Source organism: Nocardioides asiaticus (assembly GCF_040049175.1).
GTDB lineage: Bacteria > Actinomycetota > Actinomycetes > Propionibacteriales > Nocardioidaceae > Nocardioides > Nocardioides cheoyonin.
In genome coordinates this window covers 1-26,960 of sequence record NZ_JBDZDM010000001.1, presented here as the reverse complement: position 1 = coordinate 26,960, position 26,960 = coordinate 1, and the positions used below count along the sequence as shown (strand labels likewise).

23 protein-coding genes and 1 pseudogene are annotated in these 26,960 nt (G+C 69.0%); 14 read left to right on the top strand and 10 right to left on the bottom strand.

What is annotated here, in order from left to right; genetic code table 11:
- Positions 1–25 precede the first annotated feature (25 nt).
- The 5 genes from ABLE53_RS00115 to ABLE53_RS00095 all read left to right on the top strand — a co-directional run bounded on the left by ABLE53_RS00115 (position 26) and on the right by ABLE53_RS00095 (position 5,438).
- Complete coding sequence (locus tag ABLE53_RS00115; protein WP_348856481.1) at positions 26–853, top strand: methylenetetrahydrofolate reductase; 828 nt, start codon at positions 26–28, stop codon at positions 851–853.
- On the top strand, positions 850–1,749 hold the full coding sequence (gene purU / locus ABLE53_RS00110; RefSeq protein ID WP_348856480.1) for a formyltetrahydrofolate deformylase: 900 nt from the start codon (positions 850–852) through the stop codon (positions 1,747–1,749). The genes ABLE53_RS00115 and purU overlap by 4 nt, the downstream gene beginning before the upstream one ends.
- A 248-nt stretch (positions 1,750–1,997) precedes the next feature.
- Entirely contained in the window at positions 1,998–2,801 is an 804-nt protein-coding gene (locus tag ABLE53_RS00105; protein WP_348856479.1) for an ABC transporter ATP-binding protein, read from the top strand.
- Positions 2,798–3,673 (top strand): ABC transporter permease, encoded by an 876-nt coding sequence (locus ABLE53_RS00100; RefSeq protein ID WP_348856478.1) that lies wholly within the window; start codon positions 2,798–2,800, stop codon positions 3,671–3,673. The genes ABLE53_RS00105 and ABLE53_RS00100 overlap by 4 nt, the downstream gene beginning before the upstream one ends.
- A gap of 154 nt (positions 3,674–3,827) precedes the next feature.
- Positions 3,828–5,438 carry an FAD-dependent monooxygenase gene (locus tag ABLE53_RS00095; protein ID WP_348856477.1) on the top strand — a complete coding sequence of 537 codons (1,611 nt, stop codon included), beginning with the start codon at positions 3,828–3,830 and terminating at the stop codon, positions 5,436–5,438.
- A gap of 824 nt (positions 5,439–6,262) precedes the next feature.
- Here the strand turns inward: ABLE53_RS00095 and ABLE53_RS00090 are convergent.
- From ABLE53_RS00090 to ABLE53_RS00080, 3 genes are all read right to left on the bottom strand, one after another.
- On the bottom strand, positions 6,263–6,778 hold the full coding sequence (locus ABLE53_RS00090) for an AAA family ATPase (protein WP_348856476.1): 516 nt from the start codon (positions 6,776–6,778) through the stop codon (positions 6,263–6,265).
- Between the two features lie 32 nt (positions 6,779–6,810).
- Positions 6,811–7,041 (bottom strand): hypothetical protein, encoded by a 231-nt coding sequence (locus ABLE53_RS00085; RefSeq protein ID WP_348856475.1) that lies wholly within the window; start codon positions 7,039–7,041, stop codon positions 6,811–6,813.
- A gap of 161 nt (positions 7,042–7,202) precedes the next feature.
- Positions 7,203–7,583, bottom strand: a complete 381-nt coding sequence (locus tag ABLE53_RS00080; protein WP_348856474.1) for a DUF2255 family protein — start codon at positions 7,581–7,583, stop codon at positions 7,203–7,205.
- A 98-nt stretch (positions 7,584–7,681) separates the two neighbouring features.
- Here ABLE53_RS00080 and ABLE53_RS00075 point away from each other — a divergent pair, with 98 nt between their 5' ends.
- Positions 7,682–8,392, top strand: coding sequence for a Mut7-C RNAse domain-containing protein (locus ABLE53_RS00075; RefSeq protein ID WP_348856473.1), 711 nt, complete (start codon positions 7,682–7,684; stop codon positions 8,390–8,392).
- A gap of 160 nt (positions 8,393–8,552) precedes the next feature.
- Here the strand turns inward: ABLE53_RS00075 and nrfD are convergent, their stop codons facing one another.
- The 6 genes and pseudogenes from nrfD to ABLE53_RS00050 all read right to left on the bottom strand — a co-directional run bounded on the left by nrfD (position 8,553) and on the right by ABLE53_RS00050 (position 16,526).
- On the bottom strand, positions 8,553–9,641 hold the full coding sequence (nrfD, locus tag ABLE53_RS00070; protein WP_348856472.1) for an NrfD/PsrC family molybdoenzyme membrane anchor subunit: 1,089 nt from the start codon (positions 9,639–9,641) through the stop codon (positions 8,553–8,555).
- Positions 9,638–10,630, bottom strand: coding sequence for a 4Fe-4S dicluster domain-containing protein (locus tag ABLE53_RS00065; protein WP_348856470.1), 993 nt, complete (start codon positions 10,628–10,630; stop codon positions 9,638–9,640). The genes nrfD and ABLE53_RS00065 overlap by 4 nt, the downstream gene beginning before the upstream one ends.
- A gap of 46 nt (positions 10,631–10,676) precedes the next feature.
- Positions 10,677–13,427: pseudogene (gene fdh / locus ABLE53_RS00060) on the bottom strand (formate dehydrogenase); the annotation flags it as partial.
- A gap of 12 nt (positions 13,428–13,439) precedes the next feature.
- Positions 13,440–14,006 (bottom strand): hypothetical protein, encoded by a 567-nt coding sequence (locus ABLE53_RS24890; RefSeq protein ID WP_484555206.1) that lies wholly within the window; start codon positions 14,004–14,006, stop codon positions 13,440–13,442.
- A gap of 112 nt (positions 14,007–14,118) precedes the next feature.
- On the bottom strand, positions 14,119–15,147 hold the full coding sequence (locus ABLE53_RS00055) for a cytochrome d ubiquinol oxidase subunit II (RefSeq protein ID WP_348856468.1): 1,029 nt from the start codon (positions 15,145–15,147) through the stop codon (positions 14,119–14,121).
- Entirely contained in the window at positions 15,144–16,526 is a 1,383-nt protein-coding gene (locus ABLE53_RS00050) for a cytochrome ubiquinol oxidase subunit I (protein WP_348856467.1), read from the bottom strand. The genes ABLE53_RS00055 and ABLE53_RS00050 overlap by 4 nt, the downstream gene beginning before the upstream one ends.
- Before the next feature lie 344 nt (positions 16,527–16,870).
- On the opposite strand from ABLE53_RS00050, the gene ABLE53_RS00045 reads away from it, so the two are divergent.
- Both ABLE53_RS00045 and ABLE53_RS00040 read left to right on the top strand, forming a co-directional pair.
- On the top strand, positions 16,871–17,389 hold the full coding sequence (locus ABLE53_RS00045; protein WP_348856466.1) for a DoxX family protein: 519 nt from the start codon (positions 16,871–16,873) through the stop codon (positions 17,387–17,389).
- A 97-nt stretch (positions 17,390–17,486) separates the two neighbouring features.
- Positions 17,487–18,779, top strand: a complete 1,293-nt coding sequence (locus tag ABLE53_RS00040; protein ID WP_348856465.1) for a PucR family transcriptional regulator — start codon at positions 17,487–17,489, stop codon at positions 18,777–18,779.
- A 24-nt stretch (positions 18,780–18,803) separates the two neighbouring features.
- Here the strand turns inward: ABLE53_RS00040 and ABLE53_RS00035 are convergent, their stop codons facing one another.
- On the bottom strand, positions 18,804–19,424 hold the full coding sequence (locus ABLE53_RS00035; protein ID WP_348856464.1) for a DUF1345 domain-containing protein: 621 nt from the start codon (positions 19,422–19,424) through the stop codon (positions 18,804–18,806).
- 364 nt (positions 19,425–19,788) lie between these two features.
- Here ABLE53_RS00035 and dnaK point away from each other — a divergent pair, with 364 nt between their 5' ends.
- From dnaK to ABLE53_RS00005, 6 genes are all read left to right on the top strand, one after another.
- The gene (gene dnaK / locus ABLE53_RS00030; RefSeq protein ID WP_348856463.1) at positions 19,789–21,669 is read left to right on the top strand and encodes a molecular chaperone DnaK; all 1,881 of its coding nucleotides are present in this window, start codon (positions 19,789–19,791) and stop codon (positions 21,667–21,669) included.
- Positions 21,647–22,210 (top strand): nucleotide exchange factor GrpE, encoded by a 564-nt coding sequence (locus ABLE53_RS00025; RefSeq protein ID WP_348856462.1) that lies wholly within the window; start codon positions 21,647–21,649, stop codon positions 22,208–22,210. Before dnaK ends, ABLE53_RS00025 begins: the two co-directional genes overlap by 23 nt.
- A complete protein-coding gene (locus tag ABLE53_RS00020) occupies positions 22,210–23,133 on the top strand; it encodes a DnaJ C-terminal domain-containing protein (RefSeq protein ID WP_348856461.1) in 924 nt (307 codons plus the stop codon). The genes ABLE53_RS00025 and ABLE53_RS00020 overlap by 1 nt, the downstream gene beginning before the upstream one ends.
- Entirely contained in the window at positions 23,133–23,468 is a 336-nt protein-coding gene (locus tag ABLE53_RS00015) for a chaperone modulator CbpM (RefSeq protein WP_348856460.1), read from the top strand. Before ABLE53_RS00020 ends, ABLE53_RS00015 begins: the two co-directional genes overlap by 1 nt.
- Positions 23,469–23,470: 2 nt before the next feature.
- Positions 23,471–26,167 (top strand): ATP-dependent chaperone ClpB, encoded by a 2,697-nt coding sequence (gene clpB / locus ABLE53_RS00010; RefSeq protein WP_348856459.1) that lies wholly within the window; start codon positions 23,471–23,473, stop codon positions 26,165–26,167.
- 2 nt (positions 26,168–26,169) lie between these two features.
- The coding region (locus ABLE53_RS00005; protein WP_484555208.1) for a F0F1 ATP synthase subunit beta at positions 26,170–26,960 on the top strand (791 nt) is incomplete at its 3' end.

The window sequence follows — 26,960 nt, the reverse complement described above, 5'->3', positions numbered from 1 at the left end:
CTCAGTACCGGAGTTGAAGTCTTTGTTGTCCGACTTCTCGTTAGAGATGACGGCCCGGGATGTGCCGCATCTGGAGGAGGCGCGGAACGTAATTCCGCGGCGGACGCGGATCAATGTGACCTTCTTGGAGCACGAGACGCTGGAACTGCGCCTCGGTGCGGCGCGGCGGGTGCGGGAGTTGGGGTTCGTGCCGGTTCCGCATATTTCGGCGCGCCGGTTGGAGTCGCGGGCTCGGCTGGAGGAGTTCCTGGCTGCGCTGGCCGCCGACGGTGCGGCGGAGAGGGTGTTTGTGGTGGGTGGGGATCCGGTGGTGCCCCATGGTCCGTTTGCGAGTGCGCTGTCCCTCATCGAGTCCGGTGCGCTGCCGGAGTACGGGGTGTGGCATGTGAGTGTGGCGGGTTACCCGGAGGGCCATCCCGACATCGACGACGCGGAGCTGTGGCGGGCACTGGAGGCCAAGGCGACCGAGCTGGCGAGGCACGACCTCGCGGGCGACGTGATCACGCAGTTCGGCTTCGACGTCGACGCGGTGATCGGCTGGATCGAGCAGGTGCGCGAGCGCGGCATCGGGCTCCCGATCCGCGTCGGGGTCGCCGGCCCGGCCGGCATCCGGCGGCTGGTCCGCTACGCCTCGCGGTTCGGGATCGGCACCAGCGCCGGCATCGCCCGGAAGTACGGCTTCTCGCTCACGAACCTGATGGGCACAGCCGGGCCCGACCGGTTCCTGCACGAGTTCGCCGCGCGCTACCGGCCGGAGGTGCACGGTGAGGTGAGGCTGCACTTCTACACGTTCGGCGGGCTGCGCGCCACCTCGGAGTGGCTCACCGACTTCACCGAAGGAGTACGACGATGACCCTGACCCAGGCTCGGCCCGCGCAGTCGGCCGGCGTACCGGGGACCGACCACGCCTCCCTCATCGTGCGAGGACGGGACCGGACCGGGATCGTCGGCACGATCGGGGGCGTGCTCAGCGGGCACGGCGCCAACATCGTCTCGCTCGACCAGTACTCCGACGACCCGGAGGGCGGTGCGTTCTTCCAGCGGACGGTCTTCGGGATGCGGGACCTCAAGGCCGCGCTGCCGCGGATCGAGGAGGACCTGCGCTCGGCGCTGGGAGAGTTCGGGTTGGAGTTCAGGCTGCGGGACCTCTCGGTGCCCAAGCGGGTGGCGATCTTCGCCTCGAAGTCCGACCACTGCCTGCTGGACCTGCTGTGGCGGCATCGGCGTGGTGAGCTGGCGGTCAACGTCGCGATGGTGGTCTCGAACCATCCCGACACCGCCGAGGAGGTGCGGTCCTTCGGGATCCCGTTCTTCCACGTGCCCTCCTCGGGTCCGGACAAGTCCGCCGCCGAGGCCGAGCACCTGCGGCTGCTGAAGGGGAACGTGGACTTCATCGTGCTGGCCCGCTACATGCAGATCCTCTCCGGGGACTTCATCCGCGAGGTCGCGGTGCCGATCATCAACATCCACCACTCCTTCCTGCCCGCCTTCATCGGCGCGGGGCCCTATGCGAAGGCGAAGGAGCGCGGGGTCAAGCTCATCGGGGCGACCGCGCACTACGTCACCGAGGAGCTCGACGAGGGCCCGATCATCGAGCAGGACGTCGTCCGGGTGACCCACGCGGACACGGTCGCCGACCTGCAGCGCCGGGGCGCCGACGTCGAGCGGGCGGTGCTGTCCCGGGCCGTGGCCTGGCATGCCGAGGACCGCGTGATCCGCCACCGCAACCACACCATCGTCTTCGCCTGAGAGCCGTATCCGCCGCGTCGTTGTGCGTCAGCGCACCGGACACCGTGCCCGGAATCGATCGCAGCGACCGGGCACAGGCATGTGAAGGCGGAGCGCATCGACAAGGTGTGATGGTTGACACTCCGAGGTGGGCCTTATAGCCTGTTCTACGGAATACCCGTTCGTGATAACGGAACGCTTTCGGCAAGATAAGGCCATGAAAGTGGTTCCCACATCGAAGCGCAGTTCGAACCCGGAGTGAAGAGGACATGGCCAGCCTTGAGGCGAGAAATGTGGGAGTCGAGTACACCAGCGCGAGTACGGGCAGGCGCGTGGTGGCGCTGGAAGGCGTCGAGCTGCACATTCCTGACGGTGCCTTCGTCTGCATCGTCGGAATGAGCGGTTGCGGGAAGTCCACGTTGCTCAACGCGATCGACGGCTTGGTCAAGGTCACCTCGGGCGAGCTCCTTCTAAATGGCAAGCCCATCTCCGGTCCGGGTCCGGAGCGGGCGATGGTCTTTCAGCATGCGGCGCTGCTGCCGTGGAGGAACGTCGAAGACAACGTGAAGTACGGCCTGGAGCTTCAGCGGCGCCACAAGAACCCGAGCGACGTCGAGCGGGTACGCCGGCTGGTCAGCCTTGTCGGCCTGGCGGGGTTCGAGAAGGCGTACCCGGGAGAGCTGTCGGGCGGGATGGCGCAGCGCGCCAACATCGCTCGGGCACTGGCCGTCGATCCCGATGTGCTGCTACTCGACGAGCCCACTAGCGGCCTGGACGCGCAGATGCGGGAGCGAATGCAGGAGGAACTCATGAGGATCTGGGAGCAGTCCCACAAGACCTCGGTGTTCGTGACCCACCAGATCGATGAGGCCATCTATCTGGCGGACCTGGTCGTCGTCATGTCGGCACGACCCGGCCGAGTGCGTGAGGTGATCGAGATCGACCTCCCGCGTCCACGCCCTCTCTCGATCAAGCGTGACAGCCGGTTCATCGACTATATGGACCACGTCGCGGGCCTCATCGAGGAGGAGCACCGGCGTTCCGGTGCCGCATCGGTTGGAGCGACGGCATGACCACCGCGGACATGGCGAAGTCGAGCGCGCCGTCTGTCGACACGGCCGAGGTTGTGCGCGCAGGCGATACCCGATCCAAGGACCGGCGGGCGGCTGCGAGGATCCGGAGGCGTCGTCAGTTGCGCCGCACCCTGCTCAGTTCCCTCACGGGTCTGGCCTTCCTCGCGTGCTGGCAGGGCGCCGTCGCGATTAGGCTGCTGAAGCCGATCCAGGTGAGCAGCCCATCGCGCATCATTCAGACGCTGGGCGACATGCTTTCTGACGGCTCGCTAATGTCGAACCTCGGCATCAGCGCCCGTGAGTTCGCAGTCGGGTACGTGATCGCCTTGGTTGTGGCCGTGCCGCTCGGCGTCGCGATTGGATGGTACGGCGTACTTCGCGACATGTTCGAGCCACTGTTGGCCTTCTTCAACGCGGTTCCCTACGTGACGCTGCTGCCGGTGTTCGTCATCTGGTTCGGCCTGGGCGCGCACTCAACTATGGCGTGTGTTGCGATGGGGGCGTTCTTCCCGATCGTCACGAACACCATGGCCGGGATCTCCAGCGTCGACTCGACCCTGGTCAAGTGTGCCCGTGCCTTCGGAGCCCGCGATCTCCAGTTCTTCAGGACGGTCGCCCTCCCTAGCGCTATTCCATTCATCGCGAGCGGCGTCAGGCTCAGCGTCGCGACGGCGCTCATCGCCACAATCGTGGGTGAGCTGTACGCCTCAAACTCCGGCTTGGGCTACATGATCGCGAACGCCGGTATCGCCTTCCAGACCGACAAGGTCATGGCTGGCATCGTCGTGGTCGCCACGATCGGTGTGATCCTGACCGGCATCACCCGGCGCATCGAGCGTCACTTCCAGAAGTGGCGGCCCGCCGCCGATTGATCGACGCAAATGCTCCTGTGGTGCTCTCCCCACCCGTCATACGAGCGTGCGTATGACACGGAGAACACCTGGCCACTCAAGAGACCTGGCCATTCACGCACATAAGCATGCCCCGGCGGTGTACCGAGCCTGAGGTGTAAAGGTGGGACGACGCATGGATTCGACACAGGTGCTGATCGTCGGTGGGGGCCCGGTCGGTATGGGACTGGCGCTCGACCTGGGGCGCCGGGGCATCGCATGCATCTTGGTGGAGAAGAGGCGTGAGCCGATGTTCCTGCCGAAGATGGAGCAGTGCCGGCCCCGGACGATGGAGATCTACCGGCGTCTCGGGATAGCGGACCGCGTGCGGCGGGCCGGTTATCCGGCCGAGCTCCCAATGGATGCCTACATTGTTGCGTCGCTCGCCGATCGCGAACCGGTGGTTCGCTGGACGGCGCCGTCCGTTCAGGAGCAGTTCGCGGCGTTCCGGGGGAGGGACGACGGCGCCCATCCCGTCGAGCCCTATCAGCTCATCTCCCAGTACACGCTCGAGCCCCTCCTAAAGGAGGCGATCGAAGAGATCGCGTGTGTCGACGTTCGCTTCGGCGTCGAGCTGGTGTCGCTCGACGCGTCCGACGATGGGGTCGTGGCCATGCTGGAGAGTCCCGAGGGCGAGGCGAAGGTAGGCGCCTCCTATCTCGTTGGCTGTGATGGAGGCTCGAGCACCGTGCGCCGCGAACTCGACATCCGCCTGCGCGGCGAGCCCGACCTCGGCCAGCTGCGCCAGGCGCTCTTTCGCTGCGACGGTCTCTACGAGCGCATCCCGGTGGGACAAGGACGGCACTACCATGTCGCGGACGACCGGTCGACCTTCCTCATCGTCCAGGACGACTGCAGGCACTTCTCGCTCCACGCCGACGTACCCAGCGACGACGACATGGTGGAACTCTTCCGGAGCATCGTACGAAGCGTCGACCCGCGACTGATGTTCGAGACGTTGTACGTCGGGGAGTGGACGATGCGCCTCATGGTCGCCGAGAGCTATGGCGCAGGCCGAGTCTTCCTCGCGGGCGACGCGGCGCATCTCACCACGCCCACCCTCGGGCTCGGCATGAACACAGGCGTGGGAGATGCCACCGACCTGGCGTGGAAGCTGGCCGGCACGCTCGAGGGCTGGGGCGGCACGGCTCTCCTGGAGTCCTACGAGCGCGAGCGCCGCCCCGTGGCGCTGAGGAACGTCGAGGCGTCCGGCCGGGCGCTTCAGGCGAGGCGGGCGTGGCGCGCGGCGTACCGGCCGAACGTGCGCGAGGCATCCCCGGATGGCAGTGTCACCCGACAGCGCATCGCCGAACTCTCCCAGGGGGAGAAGGCGGTGCGCGCCGAGACCTTTGATGACTACGTCTACGCTGAGTCGCCGATTGTTGCATCAGGGAGCCGCGGCTCGGCGTGCGACGGGGAGCGTCCGGCAGAGGATTGTCATCTCGGGCGCCGGCTCCCGAGCGTCTGGATGGACGACGGGTCACCGCTGCAGGACCGGCTCGGGCTCGGCTACTCGCTCCTTCGGCTCGGTGCGGCCCCGGCCGACGGTCGGCCGCTCGTGGGCGCGCTCGAGCGGCGGGGTGCACCCGTCGAGGTGGTCGACGTGTCCTCTCTTGGCGCCCGCCGAATATGCGGCGCGGACCTCGTTCTTGTGCGTCCCGACCTGCACGTGGCGTGGCAAGGCTCCGCACCCGCCGACGTGGAGCAGGTCGCCGACGTCGTCACCGGCCATGGCCGGGCGCGCTGATCGTCGTCTGAACGGGATGCTGCTCGGCCTGACCGGCGTCGGCCTGCGCCTTGCGGCCGCCTCGACCGCCCGGGGGTGTCCATGCCTCGGGCTTTCGTTAGTCGTTAGGTTGCGGATTTGACCGATGCGCCCCACCGATCACACTTCTCACCGGCGTCGCCATGGGTTCGGGCATCGGCAGGCCGGCCGCGGGGCCTTCGCACATGGCCTCAATGTGGTGTGGCCGCGTTGAGGCGATGGCGGACAGCGACCCAGAGATCCATGAGGTCGGGGGAACGCAATGTGCTCCCGGGACTCGGCGAGACCGTCACGACATGAGGCGCCGGCCACGCACGTGGCCTAAGTCCGAGACGCCTGGAATGTGGAGTGCGACACAACGGTGCACGGACTCGGTGGGAGCGACCCGGAGCCTACTTCCCGGGCACTTCCCGGGCAGCGTGTCGCGGATGTTGTCCGGCTGGACCGCGACAGCTGGCGTGCCGTGTAGGCGTCGGAGCGTGGACCAGTTTCCCCGGCTTTTCGATTCCACGCTCCAGGCAGGCGGCCGACAAGCCGGTCGGGATCGTCGAGACCGGATCCGCCGAGGGCGCGGCGATCAGGGTGCCCGACTGCGGGACATGCTCGCCACCGCCACCTGCGATCAGAGCGCATCTCCTGCTGTTCGGCACCTACGTGATCGCCGACACCAAGTCGCCCCTGGTCTCCACCACGAGCACCAGCCCGGTTGTGGTGAACAGTTCCCCAGTCGGCGCCCACCCCGTCGCGCATCCGTGATTGGCGCAGGGGTGTGATGGCGGGCCGCAGTGCGAGCGCCCCTACGTCGCCTATATCGGTCCGTCGGCGCCGTCGAGCAGGCCCACATGCCGCAGGATCGCGTCGACGACAGCCGCCAGCGGCCGAGTCGCATCGATCACGACACCGTTCCCAGGGATGTCTTCCTTGGTTCGGTGCAGTCGGATGATGAGCTCGCGCTCCGACTGCTTCGAGCCCCACTCGTCTGGCGGTCGATGGTCGAGGCGATGGAGCAAGGTGTCGAGATCGACGTCGAGGACGAAGACCTCATCGAAGAGATCGAGGAAGTTCGAGAAGTTGCGTGAGCCTCCGCAGAAGAAGGTGACGTCGTCGCTCCGGTCGGCGATCAGTGCCCGTACTCGGCTGACGTCCCAGATGTGGTGCTCGTGCGAGGCGCCGTCGGTGGGTTCCCCGGTCTCGGGGTCGCCTTGGTAGGCCAGCTCCCTGTCGCCGTTGATCGCGTGGTGCCCACGTCGGGTCAACTCGTTGCAGACCGAGGTCTTCCCGGTGCCCGAGACACCCTCGACCAGGTAGTTGCGTACGCCCACCGAGGCAGTATCGGCCCTGCGCCGCGTCGCGGTCAGAGATCGGGCAGGTCCCGGGCGATGTTGGCATCAGCGGCGGGGTGCTCGACGAGCGCGAGGATCCGGTTGGCCATGAACCGCGCCGTGCGCACAGGCGTCCCGCCGCGAGTGACCTCGGTGACGGTCACCATTCCGCGCCCAGTCTCGATCTCGACCCGGCGCCCGTTTCGCGTCGCCTCGATCTCGTAGGTGCGCACCTCGTCACCCGCGTCGATGACGATCTCCACGCGGTCACCCCGCACATCTGCACCGTACCCGCTCCGGTCGGCACCAGCCCATAGCCGGCCTTCGCCGGCCGCGCAGGCCACGACATCTCCGCGTCCGCCGCGAATGCGTACCCGGTGACGCGCAGGCCCGCACCCGCCGCCGCGGTCCCCGGTACCCGCGGTCAGGAGGCGGCGGCCGGGACGACGCGTGTCGTCGTACCCGCCGCGGGAGGAGCCAGCATGGGACGCAGCGAGCTCGGCTGCGCGTGGTACTTCGCCTCGTACGCCGCCGCGACGGCGTCGTTGGTGGCCTGATCTGCGGCCGGCTCGAGGGCGATGTCGACCTCCTCACCGCCGGCGCGCAGGCGGGCGGCGCTGCTGCGGGTGGCGTAGCGGTACCAGCCGCCCTCGGTGCCGTAGGCCGACCGGATGTAGAGCTCATCGCCCGCGCGGACGATCCAGATCGGCGTCCAGCGCCGCAACGTCCCGTCCCGGCGGTAGCTGCTGATCTCGACGGTGTCGGTGCGGCCGATCCGGTCAAGCTGTGCCTCAGTCCATGCCATGGTGCTGCCTCTCATGGGTTCGCCGCTGTCATGACGCCGACGCTACGGCCGGTGCCGGCTTGGTGGAATCGCGGAAAAGGGCGGGTCAGCATGGGGGCATGGACCCAGACGGGGTGACCTTCGTCGTACCGCCTCCGCTGCAGTTCTTCCTCCCAGCCAAGAAGAGGTACGCCGAGCGGGAGATGCCGGTGGACGGCACCTCGACGGTCGGACACCTGTTGGCTGCCGTCGGCGTACCGAAGACCGAGGTCGGTGAGCTGCTCCTGGATGGCCGGCCGGTCGACCCCGCATACCGTCCGCGGCCCGGTGACCGCATCGTGGTCACAGAGGTTTGCCAGCCACAGCCAGCTCCGACCTCGCCCCCGCGGTTCGTGCTCGACGTCCATCTGGGCACGTTGGCCCGCCGGATGCGGCTGCTCGGCCTGGACACGACCTACGACCAGCGGGCCGACGACGACACCTTGCTCGAGGCCTCACTGGCCGAGCAACGGATCCTGCTCACCCGCGACCGCGGCTTGCTGCACCGCCGTGCCCTGCGCTGGGGCGCGCACATCAACCATCAGGCACCGGACGAGCAGGTGCGCGAGGTGCTCGAGCGTTTCGCACCGCCGCTGCATCCTTGGACGCGGTGCCCGGCCTGCAACGGGACACTTCTCGACGTGCCCAAGCGCGAAGTCGAAGCGCTGCTGCCCGCTGGCACGCGGCGCTGCTACGAGACGTTCCGTCGCTGCTCAGCCTGCGGGAAGCTCTACTGGCGCGGCGCTCACGGGGACCGGCTGCAAGGCATCGTCGATGCCGCGACCGGGTGACGACCGCTAACAGTATGCGCATGGGGAGCAGTTGGTGCAGCGTAGTCGGGCGGCTACAGGAGGCTGTGGTAGCCCCGTGAAGGTCCGGTGCGAGCCCGGGGGCGTCTCGACACGGAGGCGTCTCGACGCCGGTCGCTGGACGGAACCGCTCGGCGCCTTGTCAGCCGGCCGTGGTGATCGAGTCGTTCGCGACGCCGGCCGCCCGTCGGGCAGCGAGTCGACGTCGCTGGGGCTCGATCGTGTAGCGAGGGTCCTTGGCGGAGTGGATCCCGGCATGGAACACGCCGAACCGCGTGAGCGCCGAGGCGGCGAGCAGAGCAGTCCCAGCGATCGCCGCGACGCTGCGCCGATGCCCTCCGAGGAGGGCGCCGAGCCCGCCCGCGATCGCCAGTGCCTCGCTCCAGCGCAGCATGGCCCCCGCCCTGCCAGTGTGCAGCGGTTCGGCCGCGACGGGGTCCATCCGGCGACGCATGACCCGCGTTGCGGCTAGGTCACCGGCGACCCCCAGCGCGGCCAACGTGCGTGCGGGTCCGGTCTCGCTGACTGGGGTGGTGACCATCGCGAGCCCGGCTGAAGCCAGGCTTGCGGAGCTGACGAACACGAACGGGAGCTCGCCCTGCGAGGCGTTCCAAGTGGGCGTGGCCGTGTCGGCGAGAAGGACCGCGGTGTAGACCGCCAGCGGCGCGCCGAGCGCAGCGGCTTCGAACCCGGCAGGGGCCTCGAGGGCGCGGAGCAGGGAGCGGAACGGTCCCAGTGGGAGCCTCTCGCCACTCATCCGATCGATCTCGTTCGCGGCCGCGACGCCCGCGCCGGCGCTGAAGGCGCTGAGGATCCAGGAACCGAGGCTCATCGGAGAGGTCAGCTTGATGGTGCGCAGCATGTTGAGGAAACGTTCTGGCCGGCCCAGGTCCCGGACGAGCGCCGCACCTCCGAGTCCGACGGCGCTCAGGGCGGCCAGTCGGCAGTTCCGACGCAGCGCCGCGAGACCGGCGACCTGGGCGCCGGCAGCGAGGAGCGCGGAGCCGCCGGCGACGCCACCGAGGAACAGGTACGCCGCGACATCGTCGCCCCAGGGAGCCGGCTTGACGACCGGGTGGCCGTAGTACGAGGTGAACTCGGCCTCGGGCACCATCGGCATCTCGCGCGAGCCGTCGGCTCCATGCGCTCCGGGCCGTCGGCGCCGCCTGCCCCGAGACCGCTTGCCGGGCGGCTCGGGCGGACGCAGGCTGTCGAACTCGGAGGTGCTCATGCGCGCTCCTTCGCGAAGGCGATGGCGACGGCTGCGAGCATCCCGGCGGCAGCGAGACCGGCACGCTTGAACATCCGCGGCAGGTCGGCGGTCGGCACCCTCGGATCGGGCGGGAGACCGTAGACCTCGGGCTCGTCGAGCAGGAGGAAGATCGAGCCGGTGCCGCCGACACCGTCGTCGTCGTTGGCGCCGTACAGACGTGCCTCGGTCATCCCTTGGGCGTGGAGCTCGGCGACGCGCCCCTTGGCCTGGGCGACCATCTCGTCGCGGTCGCCGTACTTGATCGACGTGGTCGGGCAGGTCTGGGCACAGGCAGGCGTCTGTCCCTCGACCATCCGGTCGTAGCAGAGCGTGCACTTCTGCGCGACGCCGACATTCGTCACCTCAGGGTCTGCGGCGCGCTGCACCCCGCGCTTCGTGTTCGGGGCGGCCGTGCCGTCATCACGGCGCTCGACGACGCCGAACGGGCAGCCGGCCACGCAGGTGCCGCAGCCGTTGCAGACGTCCGCCTGTACGACGACGGTGCCGTACTCGGTGCGGAACAGCGCGCCAGTGGGGCACACGTCGAGGCAACCGGCGTGCGTGCAGTGCTTGCATACGTCCGACGACATCAGCCAGCGGAACTCCGGTGTGTCCGGGGGTGCGGTCTCCGCAGCCGTCGCTGGTGCGGCGGGTGCGCCCAGACCGGGCATGCCGAGATCGATCAGTGCGCGTCCGCTCTCGCGCGCCTGCCCGATGCGCTCGTGGTCCTGCTCGATGAAGGCCACATGGCGCCAGGTGCTGGCACCGAGCGCGCCGGTGTTGTCGTAGGAGGACCCGAGGAGCTGCAGGTCGCCGTCGCGAGGGTTGTGGTTCCACTCCTTGCAGGCGACCTCGCATGCCTTGCACCCGATACAGATCGAGGTGTCGGTGAAGAAGCCCTTCCTGGGCTTGATGCTGGCCCACCTTGCGTCGGCGGCGGGATCGGTGCGTCCTGCTAGCTGACCCATCAGCGTTCCCTCCTGGACCTGTCCGGTAGGCATGCTCGCGCGGCGATCACCATCGGCTCCAGCCCTCCGATCCGGGGTCGTCGCGGGTTGCGGGCGGTTGGACGGACTCGTGTGCCGGATCGGTGATCAGGACGTTGTCGGTCTCGATCGTGGCACCGGATCGGGTCTGGTACTCGGCGATGAGCCTCAGGAGTTCTTCGCCGCGTGGACGCCGGCCCGGTCGGATGTCGCACGAACCGGCCTTGGACTCCTGGATCTGCACGTTGGGGTCGAGTGTGATGCCGAGAAGATCGTTGGCGGCGTCGCCGCTCACGACGGCATCCGTGCCCACGCCCCAGTGGTAGGGGAGACCGATCTGGTGGACGGTGCGACCGCCGATCGTCAGGGGTCGTACGCGGTCGGTGACCAGCACCCGTGCCTCGATGGCCGCCCGTGGGGACACGATCGTGGCCCACCCGTAGCTCTCCAGTCCGCGCTCGGCGGCGAGCTCGGGGGAGACCTCGCAGAACATTTCGGGCTGCAGCTCGGAGAGGTACGGCAGCCAGCGACTCATCCCGCCCGCCGTGTGGTGCTCGGTGAGCCGATAGGTCGTGAACACGTAGGGGTACACCTCCGAACCCGGCGCGCCGGCGCTGGGAGCGCTGAGGTTGTCGGTGCGCGGGAAGGTGATCCGGGTGGGGCTCTGCTGCTGCGGATAGAGCGCGTTCGTGACCGGTGACTCCTGTGGCTCGTAGTGGGTGGGCAGGGGCCCGTCGACCAGGCCCTTGGGAGCGAACAGCCAGCCCTTTCCGTCGGCCTGCATCACGAAGGGGTCGTCGCCGGCCAGTGCGTCCGGGCCGCCGAGGTGAGTGTCCGGCCGTGTCCCGGGTGCCCGGTCGACGACGAAGTCCGGGACGTCGTCGCCGACCCAGCGGCCTTGTGCCTCGTCCCACCAGATCCACCGCTTGCGCTCGCTCCAAGGCTTGCCCTCGGGGTCGGCCGAGGCGCGGTTGTAGAGGATCCGCCGGTTGGCCGGCCATGCCCAGCCCCACTCCGGCTGGCTGGGTGAGGAGCCGCCTTGCGGGACCCGGTTGGCCGCCTGGTTGACGCCGTCGGCGTACACGCCCGTATAGATCCAGCACCCTGCAGTCGTGGAGCCGTCCGCGCGCAGCTCCGTGTAGGCAGAGAGCGGTCTCCCGGCGTCCGGCCCGGTGTGCTGGTGCCCGTTGATCTCCGCCAGGACGGCTTCGGGGTCGGGGTCGCCGTGCTGATCGAGGGGGTAGTCCCAGGTGAGGTCGAGGAGCGGGCGGTCGCGTGCGTCGGTAGACCCGGCCAAGCGCTGCCGGATCCGTCGTCCGAGCTCGTAGAAGAAGTCGAGGTCGCTCTGGCAGTCGCCGGGAGGTGCGACGGCCTTGTGGCGCCACTGGAGCAGGCGCTGGGTCTGGGTGAAGGAGCCTGCCTTCTCGACGTGGCTCGCGGCCGGCAGGAAGAAGACCTCGGTGGCGATGTCCTCGGTGCGCAGCTCGCCGGAGGCGATCTCGGGGCCGTCCTTCCACCAGGTGGCCGACTCGATCATGTTGAGATCGCGTACGACGAGCCACTTCAGGTGGGACATCCCGAGTCGCTGCATGCGGCCGTTCGCAGAGCCGACGGCAGGGTTCTGGCCGAGGAGGAAGTAGCCCTCCACCTTGTCGGCGAGCATGTCGGTCACCGTCTGGTAGGTGCCGTGCGGTCCGCTCAGCCGGGGCAGATAGTCGTAGGCCCAGTCGGTCTCCGCCGTCGCCGCCTCACCCCACCACGCCTTGAGCAGGCTCACCGTGTAGGCGTCGGCGTCGGCCCAGAAGCCCTTCTGCTTCTTGGATGCGATCGCCTCGAGGTAGTCGCTGAGCGTGTCGTGGCGTCCGACCATCGGCATCGGCAGGTAGCCGGGCAGCAGGTTGAACAGGGTCGGGATGTCGGTGGATCCCTGGATGCTGGCGTGCCCGCGCAGCGCCATGATGCCGCTGCCCGGGCGGCCGACGTTGCCCAGCAGGAGCTGCAGGATCGAGGCGGTGCGGATGAACTGGGCGCCGAGCGTGTGCTGGGTCCACCCGACGGCGTACGCGAAGCACGTGGTCCGGTCGCGGCCGGAGTTGCTGGTGAGCGCCTGCGCCAGATAGGCAAAGTCGTCGGGGTCGATGCCACAGACGTCGCGGACCATCCCGGGGGTGTAGCGGGCGTAGTGCCGCTTGAGGATCTGGAACACCGATCGTGGGTGCTCGAGGGTCTCGTCGCGCAATACCTGGGAGTCGCGCAGCGGTGGACCGCCGCTACCGTGCTCGTCGCCCGCGGCCCGGGCCGAGGCGGACGCACCCGGTTCGGGCTCGTTGGCCGAGGCGTCCGCGCTCTCGGCGTACGCCCAGGTCGAGGGGTCGTAGTGCCCCGTGTCGGGGTCGTACCCGGAGAAGAGGCCGCCGAGGTCCTCGGTGTCGCGGAAGCCGTCGTTCACGACGGTCGCGGCGTTGGTGTAGGCCACGACGTACTCCTTGAACCAGAGGTCGTGGGTGAGCACGTGATTGATCAACGCCCCCAGGAGGACCACGTCGGAGCCCGCGCGGATGGGGATGTGCTTGTGCGCGATTGCGGAGGTCCGGGTGAAGCGGGGGTCGATGTGGATGACCTTCGCCCCCCGGGACTTGGCCTCCTCGACCCACTGGAAGCCGACCGGGTGACATTCGGCCATGTTGGAGCCCTGGATGATGATGCAGTCGGCGTTCGCCATGTCCTGGAGGAACTGCGTGGCGCCGCCACGTCCGAACGAAGCTCCCAGACCGGGAACCGTGGCGGAGTGTCAAATGCGGGCTTGGTTCTCGATCTGGATCGCGCCGGCAGCGGTGAAGAGCTTCTTGATCAGGTAGTTCTCTTCGTTGTCGAGCGTGGCGCCTCCGAGGGCGGCTATGCCCATCGTGCGGCGCAGCAGACGACCCTTGTCGTCGAGTTGCTGCCAGGTGTTGCGTCGGGACTCGATGAAGCGGTCGGCGATCATGTCGATCGCGGTGTCGCGGTCGAGTCGCTGCCACTCGGTCGCGCGAGGTGCGCGATACAGCACAGCCGTCTGTCGGCCCGGAGAGTTGACGAGCTGCTCGCTCGCCGCGCCCTTCGGGCAGAGCCGTCCTCGCGAGATGGGGGAGTCCGGGTCGCCCTCGATCTGGACGACACGCTCGTCCTTGACGAAGATGCGTTGGCCGCAGCCGACAGCGCAGTACGGGCAGACGCTCTGCACGACGCGGTCGGCCGTGGAGGTTCGTGGCGCGATCTCGCGGGTACGGGCCGACGTGACCGCCGGACCGCGGCCGAGCAGGTCTCCGCTGAGAACCTGCCGGACCACCGGCCATTCCAGTGGGCTCCACCTCGCCATGACCACACGCTAGCCCCGATGAGGGCGCAGCAGCAGGGGGCCTGTTCCCGGCGACATGGCTCGGTGTGGTGACGCCCAGCGGCTCTGGCTAGCAGCGGGTAGGGCGCCTCGGTCAGCGTCGAGGGCTGGTCGCGTCCGGATCGGAGAGCTCGCCGCGCTGGGTGAGGAGCAGCAGCCACGCCAGTGGCGGAACCACAAAGACCGCGGCCAGGCCGGCGACCACGATCAGGGAGTCCATCGTCTGCGGCGGCGCGGCGGCGTCGGAGATCGTCAGGTGGTCGCCCAGGAGGTAGGGGTACTGGCCGACGCCCCATCCGGCGAGGATGGCCGCCACCGCGAGTGCACCGAGCCCGCGCACCGGGCGCCACCGCCACCGGTCCGCGAGAGACATGGTGGCGGCGAGGGCAGCCAGGCCCGCGACCGCGGATACCAGGACCAGGGGCAGGGCCGGAGCCGTGAGCCGGTCGAACAGTCGCCGCGCATCTTCGTGAAGCACGAAAAGGCCCGCCAGCGCCACGATGCCGGCTGCCCCGGCTGCGAGGATCGCGCGCCGGTGCGCCCAGGCCACCAGATCGGGTGCGCCCGCGTGTCGGCCCTCCTCGGTCAAGAAGAGCGCGGCGAGATAGCTGCAGGTCATCACGGCGAGGACTCCGCCGAGGAGCGAGGTCGGGTTCAGCCAGCTGGTGACGGGATCGCCGTAGCCGTCGCTGGGGACTCTGCCCGAGGCGATGCCACCGGCGACGGTGCCGAACCCGAAGGGGGTGATCACCGAGGGCATGGCGAAGGCGACGCTGTTGATCTGACGGCCCAAGGAACCGGTGAGAACCTTGCGGAAGGCGAAGCCCGATCCGCGCAGCACGATACCGAGGACCGAGATGCCCAGGGGGATGTACAGGGTCGTCACGATGGCGGCGAATGCGGTGGGGAAGCCCGACCACAGGATGACCAGACAGAAGATCAACCAGGTGTGGTTCGCCTCCCACACGGGACCGATGGCGTGGTCGATCAGATCCCGGGCCCGCTTCCCGCGGTGCGCGCCGCCGGCGGTGAGGTCCCACAGGCCGGCACCGAAGTCGGCGCCGCCGAAGACGCCGTAGAGCACGATGCCGACCAGGAGGACGCATCCGACCGCGATCGTCATGTCTGCTCCGTACAGCGCGCGCCGCCGACCGCTCTCCCCGGTTCGTAGGGTCCGGAGATCGCTTCTCCGCGTGCCCAGCTGCGCCGCAGGGCGCGCAATGCGTAGACGGCGCCGACGGTGATGCCGACATAGATCGCCAGGGCGCCCGCGAAGAGTGGCCAGACGTTGCCCGAGCGCTGCACCGCATCGCGGGTCAGCAACAGCCCGACGACCGTCCATGGCTGCCGCCCGACCTCGGTGACGACCCAGCCCGCCTCCAAGGAGACCACCGCGACCAGGCCGCTGACGGCCACGGCACGCAGGAACCACCGGCCAGGGCGCCGGGCGCGCGTACGCCACCACGACACCGCGAACCACAGTGCGAGGGCAGCCAGGGCGAAGCCGGTGCCCACCATCACGTCGAAGGCGAGATGGACGATCGCGACGAGGTGGTCGGGCGGGCGTACTGAGGCCGGGATGGCGTCCAGGCCCTGCACGGTGGTCGACGGCTTGAACCCCGACAGCAGGGATGCGCCCGACGGGATGGGGAGCCCGAACCGCACGTCGCCGTTGACGAAGATGCCCCCGAGCACCTCAGGCGCCTGGTCCTGGGTGTGTGGGAGCGCCTCGATCGCGGCGAACTTCGCTGGCTCGGAGTCGAAGACGTAGCGGGCGATGAAGTCGCCCATCACGATCTGCAGCACCGACGCGATGCCGCCCACGGTGAGAGGCATGAGCAGCCCCAGTCGGTGGTAGCCGCCGCGGCGGCCGCGCAGCATCCCGACGGCGTACACGCCCGCGACAGCGAAGCCGGCGACCACATATGCGGCCAACAGCATGTGGAGCGCCTCGTACCAGAAGGACTGGTTGAAGAACACCTTCCACATGTCGACGGAGACGACCTTGCCGTCCTGCAACGTGATGCCGCCGGGGGTGTTCATCCAGCTGTTCGCGGCGACGACGGAGAAGGTTCCTCCTACACCGGCGAGCACGACAGGTAGACCGCACCAGAAGTGCAGCCACGGCCGCATCCGGTTCCACCCGTAGATGTAGATCGCGACGAAGATCGCCTCTAGGAAGAAGAAGATCCCCTCGACCGCGAACGGGACGCCGTACGCCGCGCCGTACGTGCTCATCAGCCCCGGCCAGAGCAGGCCCATCTCGAAGGAGAGCACCGTGCCCGAGACAGCGCCGACCGCGAACAACACCGCCGCCACCTTCGACCAGCGCTCCGCCAGAAGCCGCGCGTTGGCGTCGCCATGTCGGATGGCCCGATAGTTCGCGAGCATCGTGATGAACGTGAAGGCGACACCGAACGGCACGAGGATGATGTGGAAACCGAGCGTGAAGGCCATCTGCTCGCGTGCCGGCAGCAACTGGGACGGCTCTGCTTGGGCCATGGCCAACAAGCTCGGCGACATCTGGCTTGTCCCCTCCTGCCGTTCCGATCTCCTGCTGGTCGCACATCCCGGCGGTCCGCCGCCCTGGTGACGCGCTCGGCCAGCAGACCGGGGCTCCTGCCCTGGGAGCTGCTGTGACGCCGCTCCGGACGCCACGCTCACAACCGTCGACGATCTCTCTCGCCGCCGCCGTTGGCTACCCCTGCCGGGGAGGCCTTGCGCGGTCCGGTGACCGGCGACAGGCGGCTCTGTAGAACCCTCCAACCTTTCGATGCCCGTGGACCGGTGCCCACTGAATCGGGATAGAACGCCCTCGAGGTCGGCCAGAAGGAGTTGACGGGGTCATGGACATTGCGCGCCTCGCGGAGCGTCTGACCATCGGCGGGTTGTTCATCGGGCACGGCACGCAGAAGCTCTTCGGCTGGTTCGGCGGACCGGGCCTGGACGGGACCGAGCAGATGATGAGGTCGCTCAAGCTGTACCCACCACGCCAGCAGGCGGTGGTGGCCGGCGTGGTCGAGGCGGGGGCAGGCGCCCTGGTCGTGGCTGGTCTCGGCACCCCGCTCGCGACATCCGCCCTGATCGGTGTCATGACCACTGCGATCAAGGACGCTCATTGGTCCGATGGCCTGTGGAACACCAAGGGCGGCTACGAGTACAACCTCGCGCTCATCGCCGCCCTCGCGACGCTGGCGCAGGACGGGCCGGGCGCGTTCTCACTCGACCGCGCGTTGGGCACAGAGCGTCGTGGTCCCTGGTGGGCCGTCGGGGCCGTGGCAGTGGGGGCGGCCGGGGCATTCGTCACGACGAAGGTCGGCAGGCGCCTAGCGGCAAAGGCGGAGGCGGAGGCCCGTCGCGGATGAGACTCAGCGGGCTCGTCACCGAGCTTCGTGATCCTCGAACCGGGCGATCTACGAAGGTCGGCGATCGCGCTGCCAGGCTCATGGAAGAGTGGGCCTGGTGGGAGAAGGCCGGATACATGGACAGCGCAGTGGCCGGGCCCAGCTGGCCAGCTGGGCCGCTGGCAACCTGCCCGGCCTCATCGAGAAGGCGTGCGCGGACATCGCGGCCCGCGTGCCCGCCTACTACGGCGACCGAGCCGAGCAGATCGTGTCGCTGGCCGAGCTCAAGAGATCGGTCGCGCGCAACCTGCGCTCGATGGTCACCGCACTCGGGAATCCGCAGGCGCCTCTCGACCTGACGGCACCGCAGAAGACCGGGCGGAGGCGGGCGCAGCAGAACGTTCCACTCCCGGAGGTCCTTCGCGCCTACCGCCTCAGCTTCGGGGCGCTGTGGAACGGGATGGTCGACTACGTCCATCACACCAGGCAACCCGCGCTGACGGACTCTCTGATCCGGACGGCGAGCCTGCTGTGGGAGCTGACCGATGAGCATGCGGTGGCGCTCACTGAGGCCTACCGCGCCATGACTGCGGAGCTGCTCTTGGCCGAGCAGAGGCGCCGTGGCGCCGTGGTCGAAGCCCTGCTGCACGGCCGGCCGGGTCCGGAGTCCGGTCCGTGGGAGGCGGCCGCGCTGCTCGGCTTCGCGCCTGATTCGAGCCTCATGGTCATCGTCGCCGAGACCCGCGGCCTGGCCGAGGAGAGCATGCCGAACGTCGAGCAGCGGCTGGCGGAGCGTCGGATCGTATCCGCGTGGCGACTCACGCCGGCCCAGCAGATGGGCATCGTGTCCTTCCAGCCCGAGGACGTCGAGACTGTGCTGCAGGCCCTGCGTGACCTGGCCACCGCGCGTACCGGAGTGAGCCCGGCCTATCGTGCCTTGCCCGACACCCCGCGTGCGCTGCGGCTGGCCCAGGCCGCGCTTGCGGGGATGCGCCCGGGGCAGGTCGGCGTCCACACGTTCGAGCAGAGCCCGCTGGCCGCGCTCATGGTGTCGGAGCCGACCGAGGGGCGCCGGCTGGCACAGCAGGTGCTGGGCGGTGTGCTACAGCAGCCGTCGGAGGACCGGGACCTGCTCCTGCAGACCCTCGCGGCGTACCTCGACCACGCGGGCTCGGCAGAGCGTTCGGCAGATGTCCTCTACTGCCACCCGAATACGGTCCGCAACCGGTTGCGGCGCATCCAGGAGCTGACCGGGCGGTCGTTCAGCGACCCCATCGACATCGCCGAGCTGACCACGGCCTCCTATGCGCTTCGGCTCGAGCCGGTCACGGCGCTCGTGTCCGGCTCACCGGGAACGGTGCCGCGCAACCGGGCGATGATCCATCGCCCCACGGACTCCCGAGACGCGTGAGAACGCTCCAGGAGACCCAGAGGGTCAGCCGGACGCGATGCCCGCGACGAGGTTGATGGTGCTCGCCAGGACGACGGCACCGAAGACGTACGACAACAGGGTGTGCCTGAGCACCACGGCGCGGATGATCGGGCTCGACACCGTGGTGTCGGAGACCTGGTATGTCATGCCCAGGTTGTAGCTGAAGTAGAGGAAGTCGCGGTAGGCCGGCGCCTCCTGCGAGTTGAAGTCGATCCCCGAGCCGTCCCCGGTGACGTAGTAGAGGTAGGCATAGCGCGACGCGTACATCAGGTGCAGGCTCGCCCACGCGGCGAACACTCCGCACAGCGCGATCGCCGCCGCGACCCGCTCCGTGCTCGAACCGCCGCGAATGATCAACATGGCGATGCCGAAGAGGCCGCACAGCGAGATGGCGACGACCACGAGCTCCTCGACGGCCGGCCGGAAGTCCTCACGTCGGGCGTTCGCCTGTGTCCCGGGTGCGTCCAGGGGCCACAGCACCGCCCAGCCGGTGACCACGAATGCAACGTGCAGGGAGGCGATCCCCAGCAGGATCGCCAACGGCGCGTCGACGAAGAAGACCGCGATCACCGTCCCCGCGACGCCGGTCCCGCCCGCCCAGGACAACCGGGTCCATGCGGCCATCGGTAGCCGGTCGCCGCCGGTCACGAGGCACCAGCTGTCCGTACGGGAGACTCGGAACCGGTCGGTCCGGCGACGTCGACAGTGCTCACACTGACCTGCCTGAGTGGACGATGGGCGGTTCACGCTCGCGCACGTGCACCTGTGGTCGCAAGACGAACACCGGACGGCGAGCGTGTCCGTGGCGACGATCTGCAGTCCGCGTGTACGCCGCACAACCTGTGCTGTCCGCGCCGACAACGGTTCGGGCGGCTCGTGGTCGGCGTCCTGCGACGGCGGTAGAAACGCCAGACAGAGGCCCTGCAGCGGACGCGGAGCAGGCCTTCGCCAACGAGCCCATCCGTCATCGGAAGAAGAGAGAAGCGCCATGGCCAAGGCAGTCGGCATCGACCTCGGGACCACGAACTCGGCGGTGGCCGCCACGATGGAGGGGGGCCGTGCAGAGGTCATCCCGAACGCCGAAGGCGGGCGTACGACGCCGTCGGTCGTGGCGTTCACCCAGGACGGCGAACGCCTTGTCGGCCAGGTGGCACGGCGGCAGGCGATCCTGAACCCGGAGGCCACGATCTACTCTGCGAAGCGGTTCATCGGCAGGAAGTGGGGAGAGGTCGACGAGGAGGCGAAGATCGTCTCCTACCCGGTGGTCAAGGGTCCCAACGACGCGGTGAGGTTCGACATCCGGGGCCGCGAATACGCGCCGGAGGAGATCTCGGGGCTGATCCTGCGCAAGCTCGCCGACGATGCGGCGAAGTTCCTGGGGGAGCGGGTGACCGAGGCGGTCATCACCGTGCCGGCGTACTTCAACGACGCGCAGCGGCAGGCGACCAAGGACGCAGGTCGGATCGCAGGCCTGGAGGTCCTGCGCATCATCAACGAGCCGACGGCGGCGGCGCTCGCCTACGGTCTCGACAAGGCCGGGTCGGAGACGGTGCTCGTCTTCGACCTGGGCGGCGGCACCTTCGACGTCTCGATCCTGGAGGTCGGCGACGGGGTCGTGGAGGTGCGCTCCACCAGCGGCGACGGGCACCTCGGCGGAGACGACTTCGACAAGCGGATCGTGGACTGGCTGGCCGAGGAGTTCCAGCGGGACCAGGGCATCGATCTGCGGAGCGATGCGCAGGCGCTGCAGCGGCTCTACGAGGCGGCGGAGAAGGCGAAGGTCGAGCTCTCGACGACCACGACCACCACGGTGAATCTGCCGTTCATCACGGCCGACGCGGCCGGCCCCAAGCACCTCAACATCGCCCTGAGCCGAGCCAAGTTCGATCAGCTGACCAAGGATCTGGTGGAACGCACCCGGGGGCCGGTCGAGCAGTCCCTGAACGATGCCAAGCTCACCGCCGACGACATCGATGAGGTGATCCTGGTCGGTGGCTCCACGCGCATTCCAGCCGTCCAGGCGCTCGTGCGGCGCTTGACCGGCGGCAAGGAGCCGAACATGTCGGTCAACCCCGACGAGGTCGTCGCCATCGGCGCCGCCCTTCAGGCGGGCGTGCTCAAGGGTGAGGTCGAGGACGTGGTGCTGCTCGACGTCACGCCGCTGTCTCTCGGTCTGGAGACGATGGGCGGGGTCATGACCAAGGTGATCGAGCGCAACACGACCATCCCGGCCCGACGCACCGAGGTCTTCTCCACTGCTGACGACAACCAGACGGCTGTCGACGTCGTGGTGCTGCAGGGGGAGCGGGAGCTGGCGGCGGACAACCGGCAGCTGGCGCGCTTCCGCCTCGAGGGCATCCGCCCGGCCCCGCGGGGTACGCCGCAGATCGAGGTCACCTTCGACACCGATGCCAACGGCATCCTCAGTGTGTCCGCCCGCGACAAGGACACCGGCACCGAGCAGCGGGTGGAGATCCAGGAGTCGACGAACCTCATGCAGGAGGACATCGACCGGATGGTCGCCGACGCCCAGGAGCACGCCGCCGAGGACAAGCGACGGCGCGAGGAGGTCGACGCCCGCAACGAGCTGGACTCCCTCGCCTACCAGGCCGATCAGCTGGTCACCGAGCTCCAGGACCGTCTCCCGGTGCACGAGAAGGCTCGCGCCGAGCAGCTGGTCTCCGACGCGCGCGCTGCCGTCGATCAGCAGGCCGGTCTGGATCGGGTGCGCCCGCTCGTCGCCGACCTCCAGCAGGTGATCCACAGCCTTCCGGGGGCGGCCTCGACCGGTGCCGGAGGTCCCGGCTCCGGTTCAACCGGCGCGAACGAGGATGAGGACGTCGTCGATGCCGACTTCACCCGAGAGTGACGGCAGCTCGACCGACCCCCGACCCGAGCCCGGACAGGGTGCGCCTGAGCACGAGGCGGCCGACGGCGGCGACACCGGTGTGGTCGACGAGCTCATGCAGCTGCGCGCCCAGCTGGCGGTCCTCGAGGATCGGCACCGCAGAGCGCGCGCCGACCTCGACAACTACCGCAAGAGGGTCGAGCGGGAGGGGGACCGGCGCGCAGCGACGGCGCGGCACGGCCTGCTTCGCGAGTGGCTGGAGGTACGCGACAGCGTCGAGCGCGCACTCCACCACCGCCCTGGCGATGCCGGACTGAGCGCGGTTCTCGGACAGATCGACAGCATTCTGGCGCGACACGGTGTTGAGCAGATGGACCCGGTGGGCAGGCCGTTCGATCCCACTCGCTACGAGGCAGTCGGCGTACAGGCCGACAGCGATGCACCCGACCACACCGTTCTCGCTGTCGCGAGGTCCGGTTTCGAGCTGTCCGACGGCGCGGTGCTTCGCCCCGCCGAGGTCGTGGTCTCGCGCCGGGAGCCGGCACCGGCCGGGGGGCTCTGATGGCAGTCGGCTACCACGACTACTACGAGACGCTTGCCGTTCCCCGCACGGCGACCTCGGACGAGATCAGGCGCGCCTACCGGAAGCTGGCGCGCAAGTACCACCCCGACATCAACAAGGAGCCGGGGGCCGAGGACCGCTTCAAGCAGATCGCGGAGGCCTACGAGGTGCTGCGCGACCCCGAGAAGCGGGAGAAGTACGACCGACTCGGGTCGAGCTGGCGCGCCGGCGACCCGGTGCCGGACTCGGAGGGCTTCGGGGGTGGCGACTTCGGCGGCGTCCACTTCACCACCGGTGACGACTTCAGCGACTTCTTCGAGAACCTCTTCGGCGGCCGCCGCCCGGGCGCGGGGCCGCGGCGCGCGGGCGAGGGCTTCGGGGGAACGGTGCCGATGAGGGGAGCCGACCACGAGGCCACCATCGACCTCACGCTGGAGGAGGCGGCGGTGGGCGGGACGCGGCGACTCTCCCTCGGCGATGGACGCAGCTACGAGGTGAAGATCCCCGTCGGCACGCGCGCCGGTCAGCGCATCCGGCTGGCGGGCGAGGGAGGCCCCGGAGCGGACGGCGGCCCGCGCGGGGATCTGTTCTTGAAGGTCCGGATCAAGCCCCACCCCCGCTTCAGGCTCGACGGCAACGACCTGTACGTCGACGTACCGGTCTCGCCGTCCGAGGCGGCGCTGGGTGCTCAGGTGCCCGTGCCCACGCTCACCGGCACCGCGCGGGTAAGGGTGCCCGCGGGGTCGTCGACGGGACGGCGACTACGGCTCCGCGACGAGGGAATGCCCACGCGCGACGGCAGGCACGGCGATCTCTACGCCCAGGTCCAGATCGTCGTGCCCAAGCATCTCGACGGCCGCGAGCGGGAGCTCTACGAGGAGCTGGCGGCTGCCTCCTCCTTCGATCCGAGGAAGGTGAACTGATGACCCCCACCACACGGACCGTGCTGGCGGTCCGAAGCTCGGGACCCGATGGCGCCCCGCTGGTTGCCGTCGAGGTGCTCGCCCGGGAGGCCGACCTCCATCCCGATCTGGTCCGGCGCCTGATCCGACTCGGTGTCCTGGAGCCACGTGGAGGAACCTCCCGCGCACCTCTGTTCCCCCGCGATGCCGCTGCGCGCCTGGCCCGGGTGGCGCGGCTGCGACGCGACCTCGGCCTCAACTATCTCGGCGCACTGCTCGCCGTCGACCTGCTCGCCCGGATCGAGGCCCTCGAGAGCGAGCTCGCCCGCACCCACGTCGACCCCGGAGGTGACTAGCCATGGACCTCAACCGACTCACCGAGAAGTCCCAGGAGGCTCTGCACGACGCACAGACGCTGGCGTTGCGCTACGGCAACACCGAGATCACTGTCGAGCATCTCCTGCTCGCCCTCCTCGAGCAGCGGGACGGTCTGGTCGCGCGCCTCCTGGAGCGCTCCGGCATCGACGTCACGTCCCTGCGCGGCCAGGTCGAGAGCCGCCTGTCCAGCCTGCCGCGCGTCAGCGGCACCGGAGGAACCGGGCAGATCCACGCGTCGCGGAGCCTCAACGAGGTGTTGGTCGCGGCCGCCGGCATCGCGGAGCACTTGAAGGACGAGTACGTCTCGGTCGAGCACCTGCTCTTGGCGATCGTCGACACGGGCTCGAGCACGGCGGCGGGTCGCACCCTCAAGGAGGCAGGCGTCACCCGCGAGGGGGTCCTGGAGGCGCTCGCCGACGTACGGGGGAGTCAGCGGGTGACCAGCACGACGCCGGAATCCTCCTACGAGGCACTCGAGAAGTACGGACGCGACCTGGTGGCCGCCGCCCGCGCCGGCGCACTGGAGCCGGTGATCGGGCGCGATGAGGAGATCAGGCGCGTCGTCCAGATCCTCTCGCGCAAGACGAAGAACAACCCCGTCCTCATCGGCGAGCCCGGCGTGGGCAAGACGGCGATCGTCGAGGGACTGGCCCAACGCATCGTGAACCGCGACGTCCCCGAGGGCCTGCAGGACAAGACGATCTTCGCCCTGGACCTCGGATCGCTCGTCGCGGGGGCGAAGTACCGCGGCGAGTTTGAGGAGCGGCTGAAGGCGGTTCTGAGCGAGGTCACCGAGGCGGACGGACGCATCCTGCTGTTCATCGACGAGCTGCACACGGTCGTGGGAGCCGGCGCGGCCGAGGGGTCCATGGACGCCGGGAACATGCTCAAGCCGATGCTGGCGCGCGGCGAGCTGCACTGCATCGGCGCCACCACGCTCAACGAGTACCGCCAGTCCATCGAGAAGGACGCCGCGCTGGAGCGCCGCTTCCAGCCCGTGTACGTCGGCCAGCCCAGCGTCGAGGACACGATCTCGATCCTGAGGGGGCTCCGTGACCGGTTGGAGGTGCACCACGGCGTACGCATCCAGGACGCGGCACTCGTGGCCGCCGCGACGCTGTCGGACCGCTACATCAGCGACCGGTTCCTTCCCGACAAGGCGATCGACCTCGTGGACGAGGCATGTGCCGTGGTGAGGACGGAGATCGACTCGATGCCCACCGAGCTCGACGCGATCACCCGTAAGGTGATGCGGCTCGAGATCGAGGAGGCGGCCCTCGACAAGGAGTCGGACACCGCGAGCCGGGAGCGACTCGACGTCCTACGCCGGGAGCTCGCCGATCTTCGCGCCGAGGCCGACGCCCTGACTGCCCGGTGGGAGGCGGAGCGCCGGGCGATCCGCAAGCTGCAGACGGTCCGCTCCGAGCTCGAGCAGGTGCGGCACCAGGTCGAGGAGGCCGAGCGCGCCTACGACCTCAACCGTGCCGCTGAGCTGCGTCACGGCAAGCTCCCCGAGCTCGAGCGACGCCTGCACGCGGAAGAGGAGCATCTGCTGGCCAAGCAGGGGAGCGACCGCGTCCTCCGCGAGGAGGTGACGCCCGACGAGATCGCCGAAGTCGTCGCGCGGTGGACCGCGATCCCGGTGAGCAGGCTCCTGGAAGGCGAGAGGATGAAGCTCCTCCGTCTCGACGACCTCCTCCACGAGAAGGTGATCGGTCAGGACGAGGCGGTCGACCTCGTCGCCGACGCGATCATCCGCGCGAGGTCCGGCGTCAAGGATCCGCGTCGACCGATCGGGTCGTTCATCTTCCTGGGCCCGACGGGCGTCGGCAAGACCGAGCTCGCCCGCGCGCTCGCGGCGTCACTCTTCGACTCCGAGGACAACCTGATCCGGTTGGACATGAGCGAGTACCAGGAGCGACACACGGTGAGCCGCCTGGTCGGGGCCCCGCCCGGCTACGTGGGCTACGAGGAGGGCGGTCAGCTCACCGAGAAGGTCCGGCGCAAGCCCTACTCCGTCGTGCTCTTCGACGAGATCGAGAAGGCACACGTCGACGTGTTCAACATGCTGCTCCAGATACTCGACGACGGGCGCCTCACCGATGCCCAGGGTCGGACCGTCAGCTTCCGCAACACCGTCGTGATCATGACGTCCAACATCGGCTCCGTCTACCTGCTCGAAGGCGTGGACGACCACGGGCAGATCAGCGAGGAGGCGCGGGACAGCGTCATGCAGGACCTGCGCGCCCACTTCCGTCCCGAGTTCCTCAACCGCGTCGAGGACATCGTGATGTTCAAGCCGCTCACCCTCGCCGAGACCGAAGAGATCGTCGACCTCCAGATCTCCGATCTGAAGCGGCGCCTCTCGGACCGTCGGCTCACGCTCGAGCTCACCTCGTCTGCCCGCGAGCTGATCGCCGAGAAGGGCTACGACCCCGTCTACGGTGCGCGCCCGCTGCGGCGCTACATCTCCCACGAGGTCGAGACGCGCATCGGACGTGCGCTGCTCTCGGGCGACATCCACGACGGCGCCACCATCGTCCTCGACGCCAAGGACGGCGACCTCCTCGTCGACTGGATCAACCACCCGTCCGAGGACGGGACGGAGGAGACCTCGCAGGCGTCCGCCGGGGTCGGTGCCGAGGCTTCCGGAGCCTCCGGGAGGCCGATGTCGTGACCATGAGGATCACCGAGGTCATCACACCGAGTGAGGGAGGCATCGGCCGGGTCGCCCGGGTGATCGGTCCGGTGGTCGACGTGGAGTTCCCCGTCGACGCGATGCCCGAGATCTACAACAAGCTCGAGGTCGAGGTCGTCCTCGGCGGCGAGTCGACGACGCTGCCGCTGGAGGTGGCCCAGCACATCGGTGACGGCATGGTGCGGGCGATCTCGCTGAAGCCGACCGACGGGCTGGTCCGCGGTGCACAGGTCACCGACACCGGAGACTCCATCAAGGTACCTGTCGGATCGGGAACCCTCGGCCACGTCTTCAACGTGCTCGGAGAGCGCCTCGACGTGGGTCAGGACGGCGACGTGCAGTACGACGACCTCTGGGGCATCCACCGCAAGGCGCCCGCCTTCGACCAGCTGGAGTCGAAGACCCAGATGTTCGAGACCGGCATCAAGGTGATCGACCTGCTCACGCCGTACGTGCAGGGCGGGAAGATCGGCCTGTTCGGTGGTGCGGGTGTGGGCAAGACGGTGCTGATCCAGGAGATGATCGCCCGGGTGGCCCGCGACCACGGTGGTGTCTCGGTGTTCGCCGGTGTGGGTGAGCGCACCCGTGAGGGCAACGACCTGATCGTGGAGATGGAGGAGGCCGGGGTGCTGGGGCAGACCGCGCTGGTCTTCGGTCAGATGGACGAGCCGCCGGGCACCCGGCTGCGGGTGGCGCTCTCGGCGCTGACGATGGCGGAGTACTTCCGCGACGTGCAGAGCCAGGACGTGCTGTTGTTCATCGACAACATCTT

What these genes read in the sequence shown, in the direction of transcription:
- ABLE53_RS00015 (WP_348856460.1), top strand. Translation starts at nt 23,133, where the DNA reads ATGACCCCCACCACACGGACCGTGCTGGCGGTCCGAAGCTCGGGACCC.
- ABLE53_RS00050 (WP_348856467.1), bottom strand. Translation starts at nt 16,526, where the DNA reads ATGGCCCAAGCAGAGCCGTCCCAGTTGCTGCCGGCACGCGAGCAGATG.
- ABLE53_RS00055 (WP_348856468.1), bottom strand. Translation starts at nt 15,147, where the DNA reads ATGACGATCGCGGTCGGATGCGTCCTCCTGGTCGGCATCGTGCTCTAC.
- ABLE53_RS00035 (WP_348856464.1), bottom strand. Translation starts at nt 19,424, where the DNA reads ATGGCCGCATGGACCCGGTTGTCCTGGGCGGGCGGGACCGGCGTCGCG.
- ABLE53_RS24890 (WP_484555206.1), bottom strand. Translation starts at nt 14,006, where the DNA reads ATGGCGAGGTGGAGCCCACTGGAATGGCCGGTGGTCCGGCAGGTTCTC.
- ABLE53_RS00100 (WP_348856478.1), top strand. Translation starts at nt 2,798, where the DNA reads ATGACCACCGCGGACATGGCGAAGTCGAGCGCGCCGTCTGTCGACACG.
- ABLE53_RS00065 (WP_348856470.1), bottom strand. Translation starts at nt 10,630, where the DNA reads ATGGGTCAGCTAGCAGGACGCACCGATCCCGCCGCCGACGCAAGGTGG.
- ABLE53_RS00020 (WP_348856461.1), top strand. Translation starts at nt 22,210, where the DNA reads ATGGCAGTCGGCTACCACGACTACTACGAGACGCTTGCCGTTCCCCGC.
- ABLE53_RS00025 (WP_348856462.1), top strand. Translation starts at nt 21,647, where the DNA reads ATGCCGACTTCACCCGAGAGTGACGGCAGCTCGACCGACCCCCGACCC.
- ABLE53_RS00045 (WP_348856466.1), top strand. Translation starts at nt 16,871, where the DNA reads ATGGACATTGCGCGCCTCGCGGAGCGTCTGACCATCGGCGGGTTGTTC.
- clpB (WP_348856459.1), top strand. Translation starts at nt 23,471, where the DNA reads ATGGACCTCAACCGACTCACCGAGAAGTCCCAGGAGGCTCTGCACGAC.
- purU (WP_348856480.1), top strand. Translation starts at nt 850, where the DNA reads ATGACCCTGACCCAGGCTCGGCCCGCGCAGTCGGCCGGCGTACCGGGG.
- ABLE53_RS00075 (WP_348856473.1), top strand. Translation starts at nt 7,682, where the DNA reads ATGGACCCAGACGGGGTGACCTTCGTCGTACCGCCTCCGCTGCAGTTC.
- ABLE53_RS00095 (WP_348856477.1), top strand. Translation starts at nt 3,828, where the DNA reads ATGGATTCGACACAGGTGCTGATCGTCGGTGGGGGCCCGGTCGGTATG.
- ABLE53_RS00080 (WP_348856474.1), bottom strand. Translation starts at nt 7,583, where the DNA reads ATGGCATGGACTGAGGCACAGCTTGACCGGATCGGCCGCACCGACACC.
- nrfD (WP_348856472.1), bottom strand. Translation starts at nt 9,641, where the DNA reads ATGAGCACCTCCGAGTTCGACAGCCTGCGTCCGCCCGAGCCGCCCGGC.
- ABLE53_RS00105 (WP_348856479.1), top strand. Translation starts at nt 1,998, where the DNA reads ATGGCCAGCCTTGAGGCGAGAAATGTGGGAGTCGAGTACACCAGCGCG.
- dnaK (WP_348856463.1), top strand. Translation starts at nt 19,789, where the DNA reads ATGGCCAAGGCAGTCGGCATCGACCTCGGGACCACGAACTCGGCGGTG.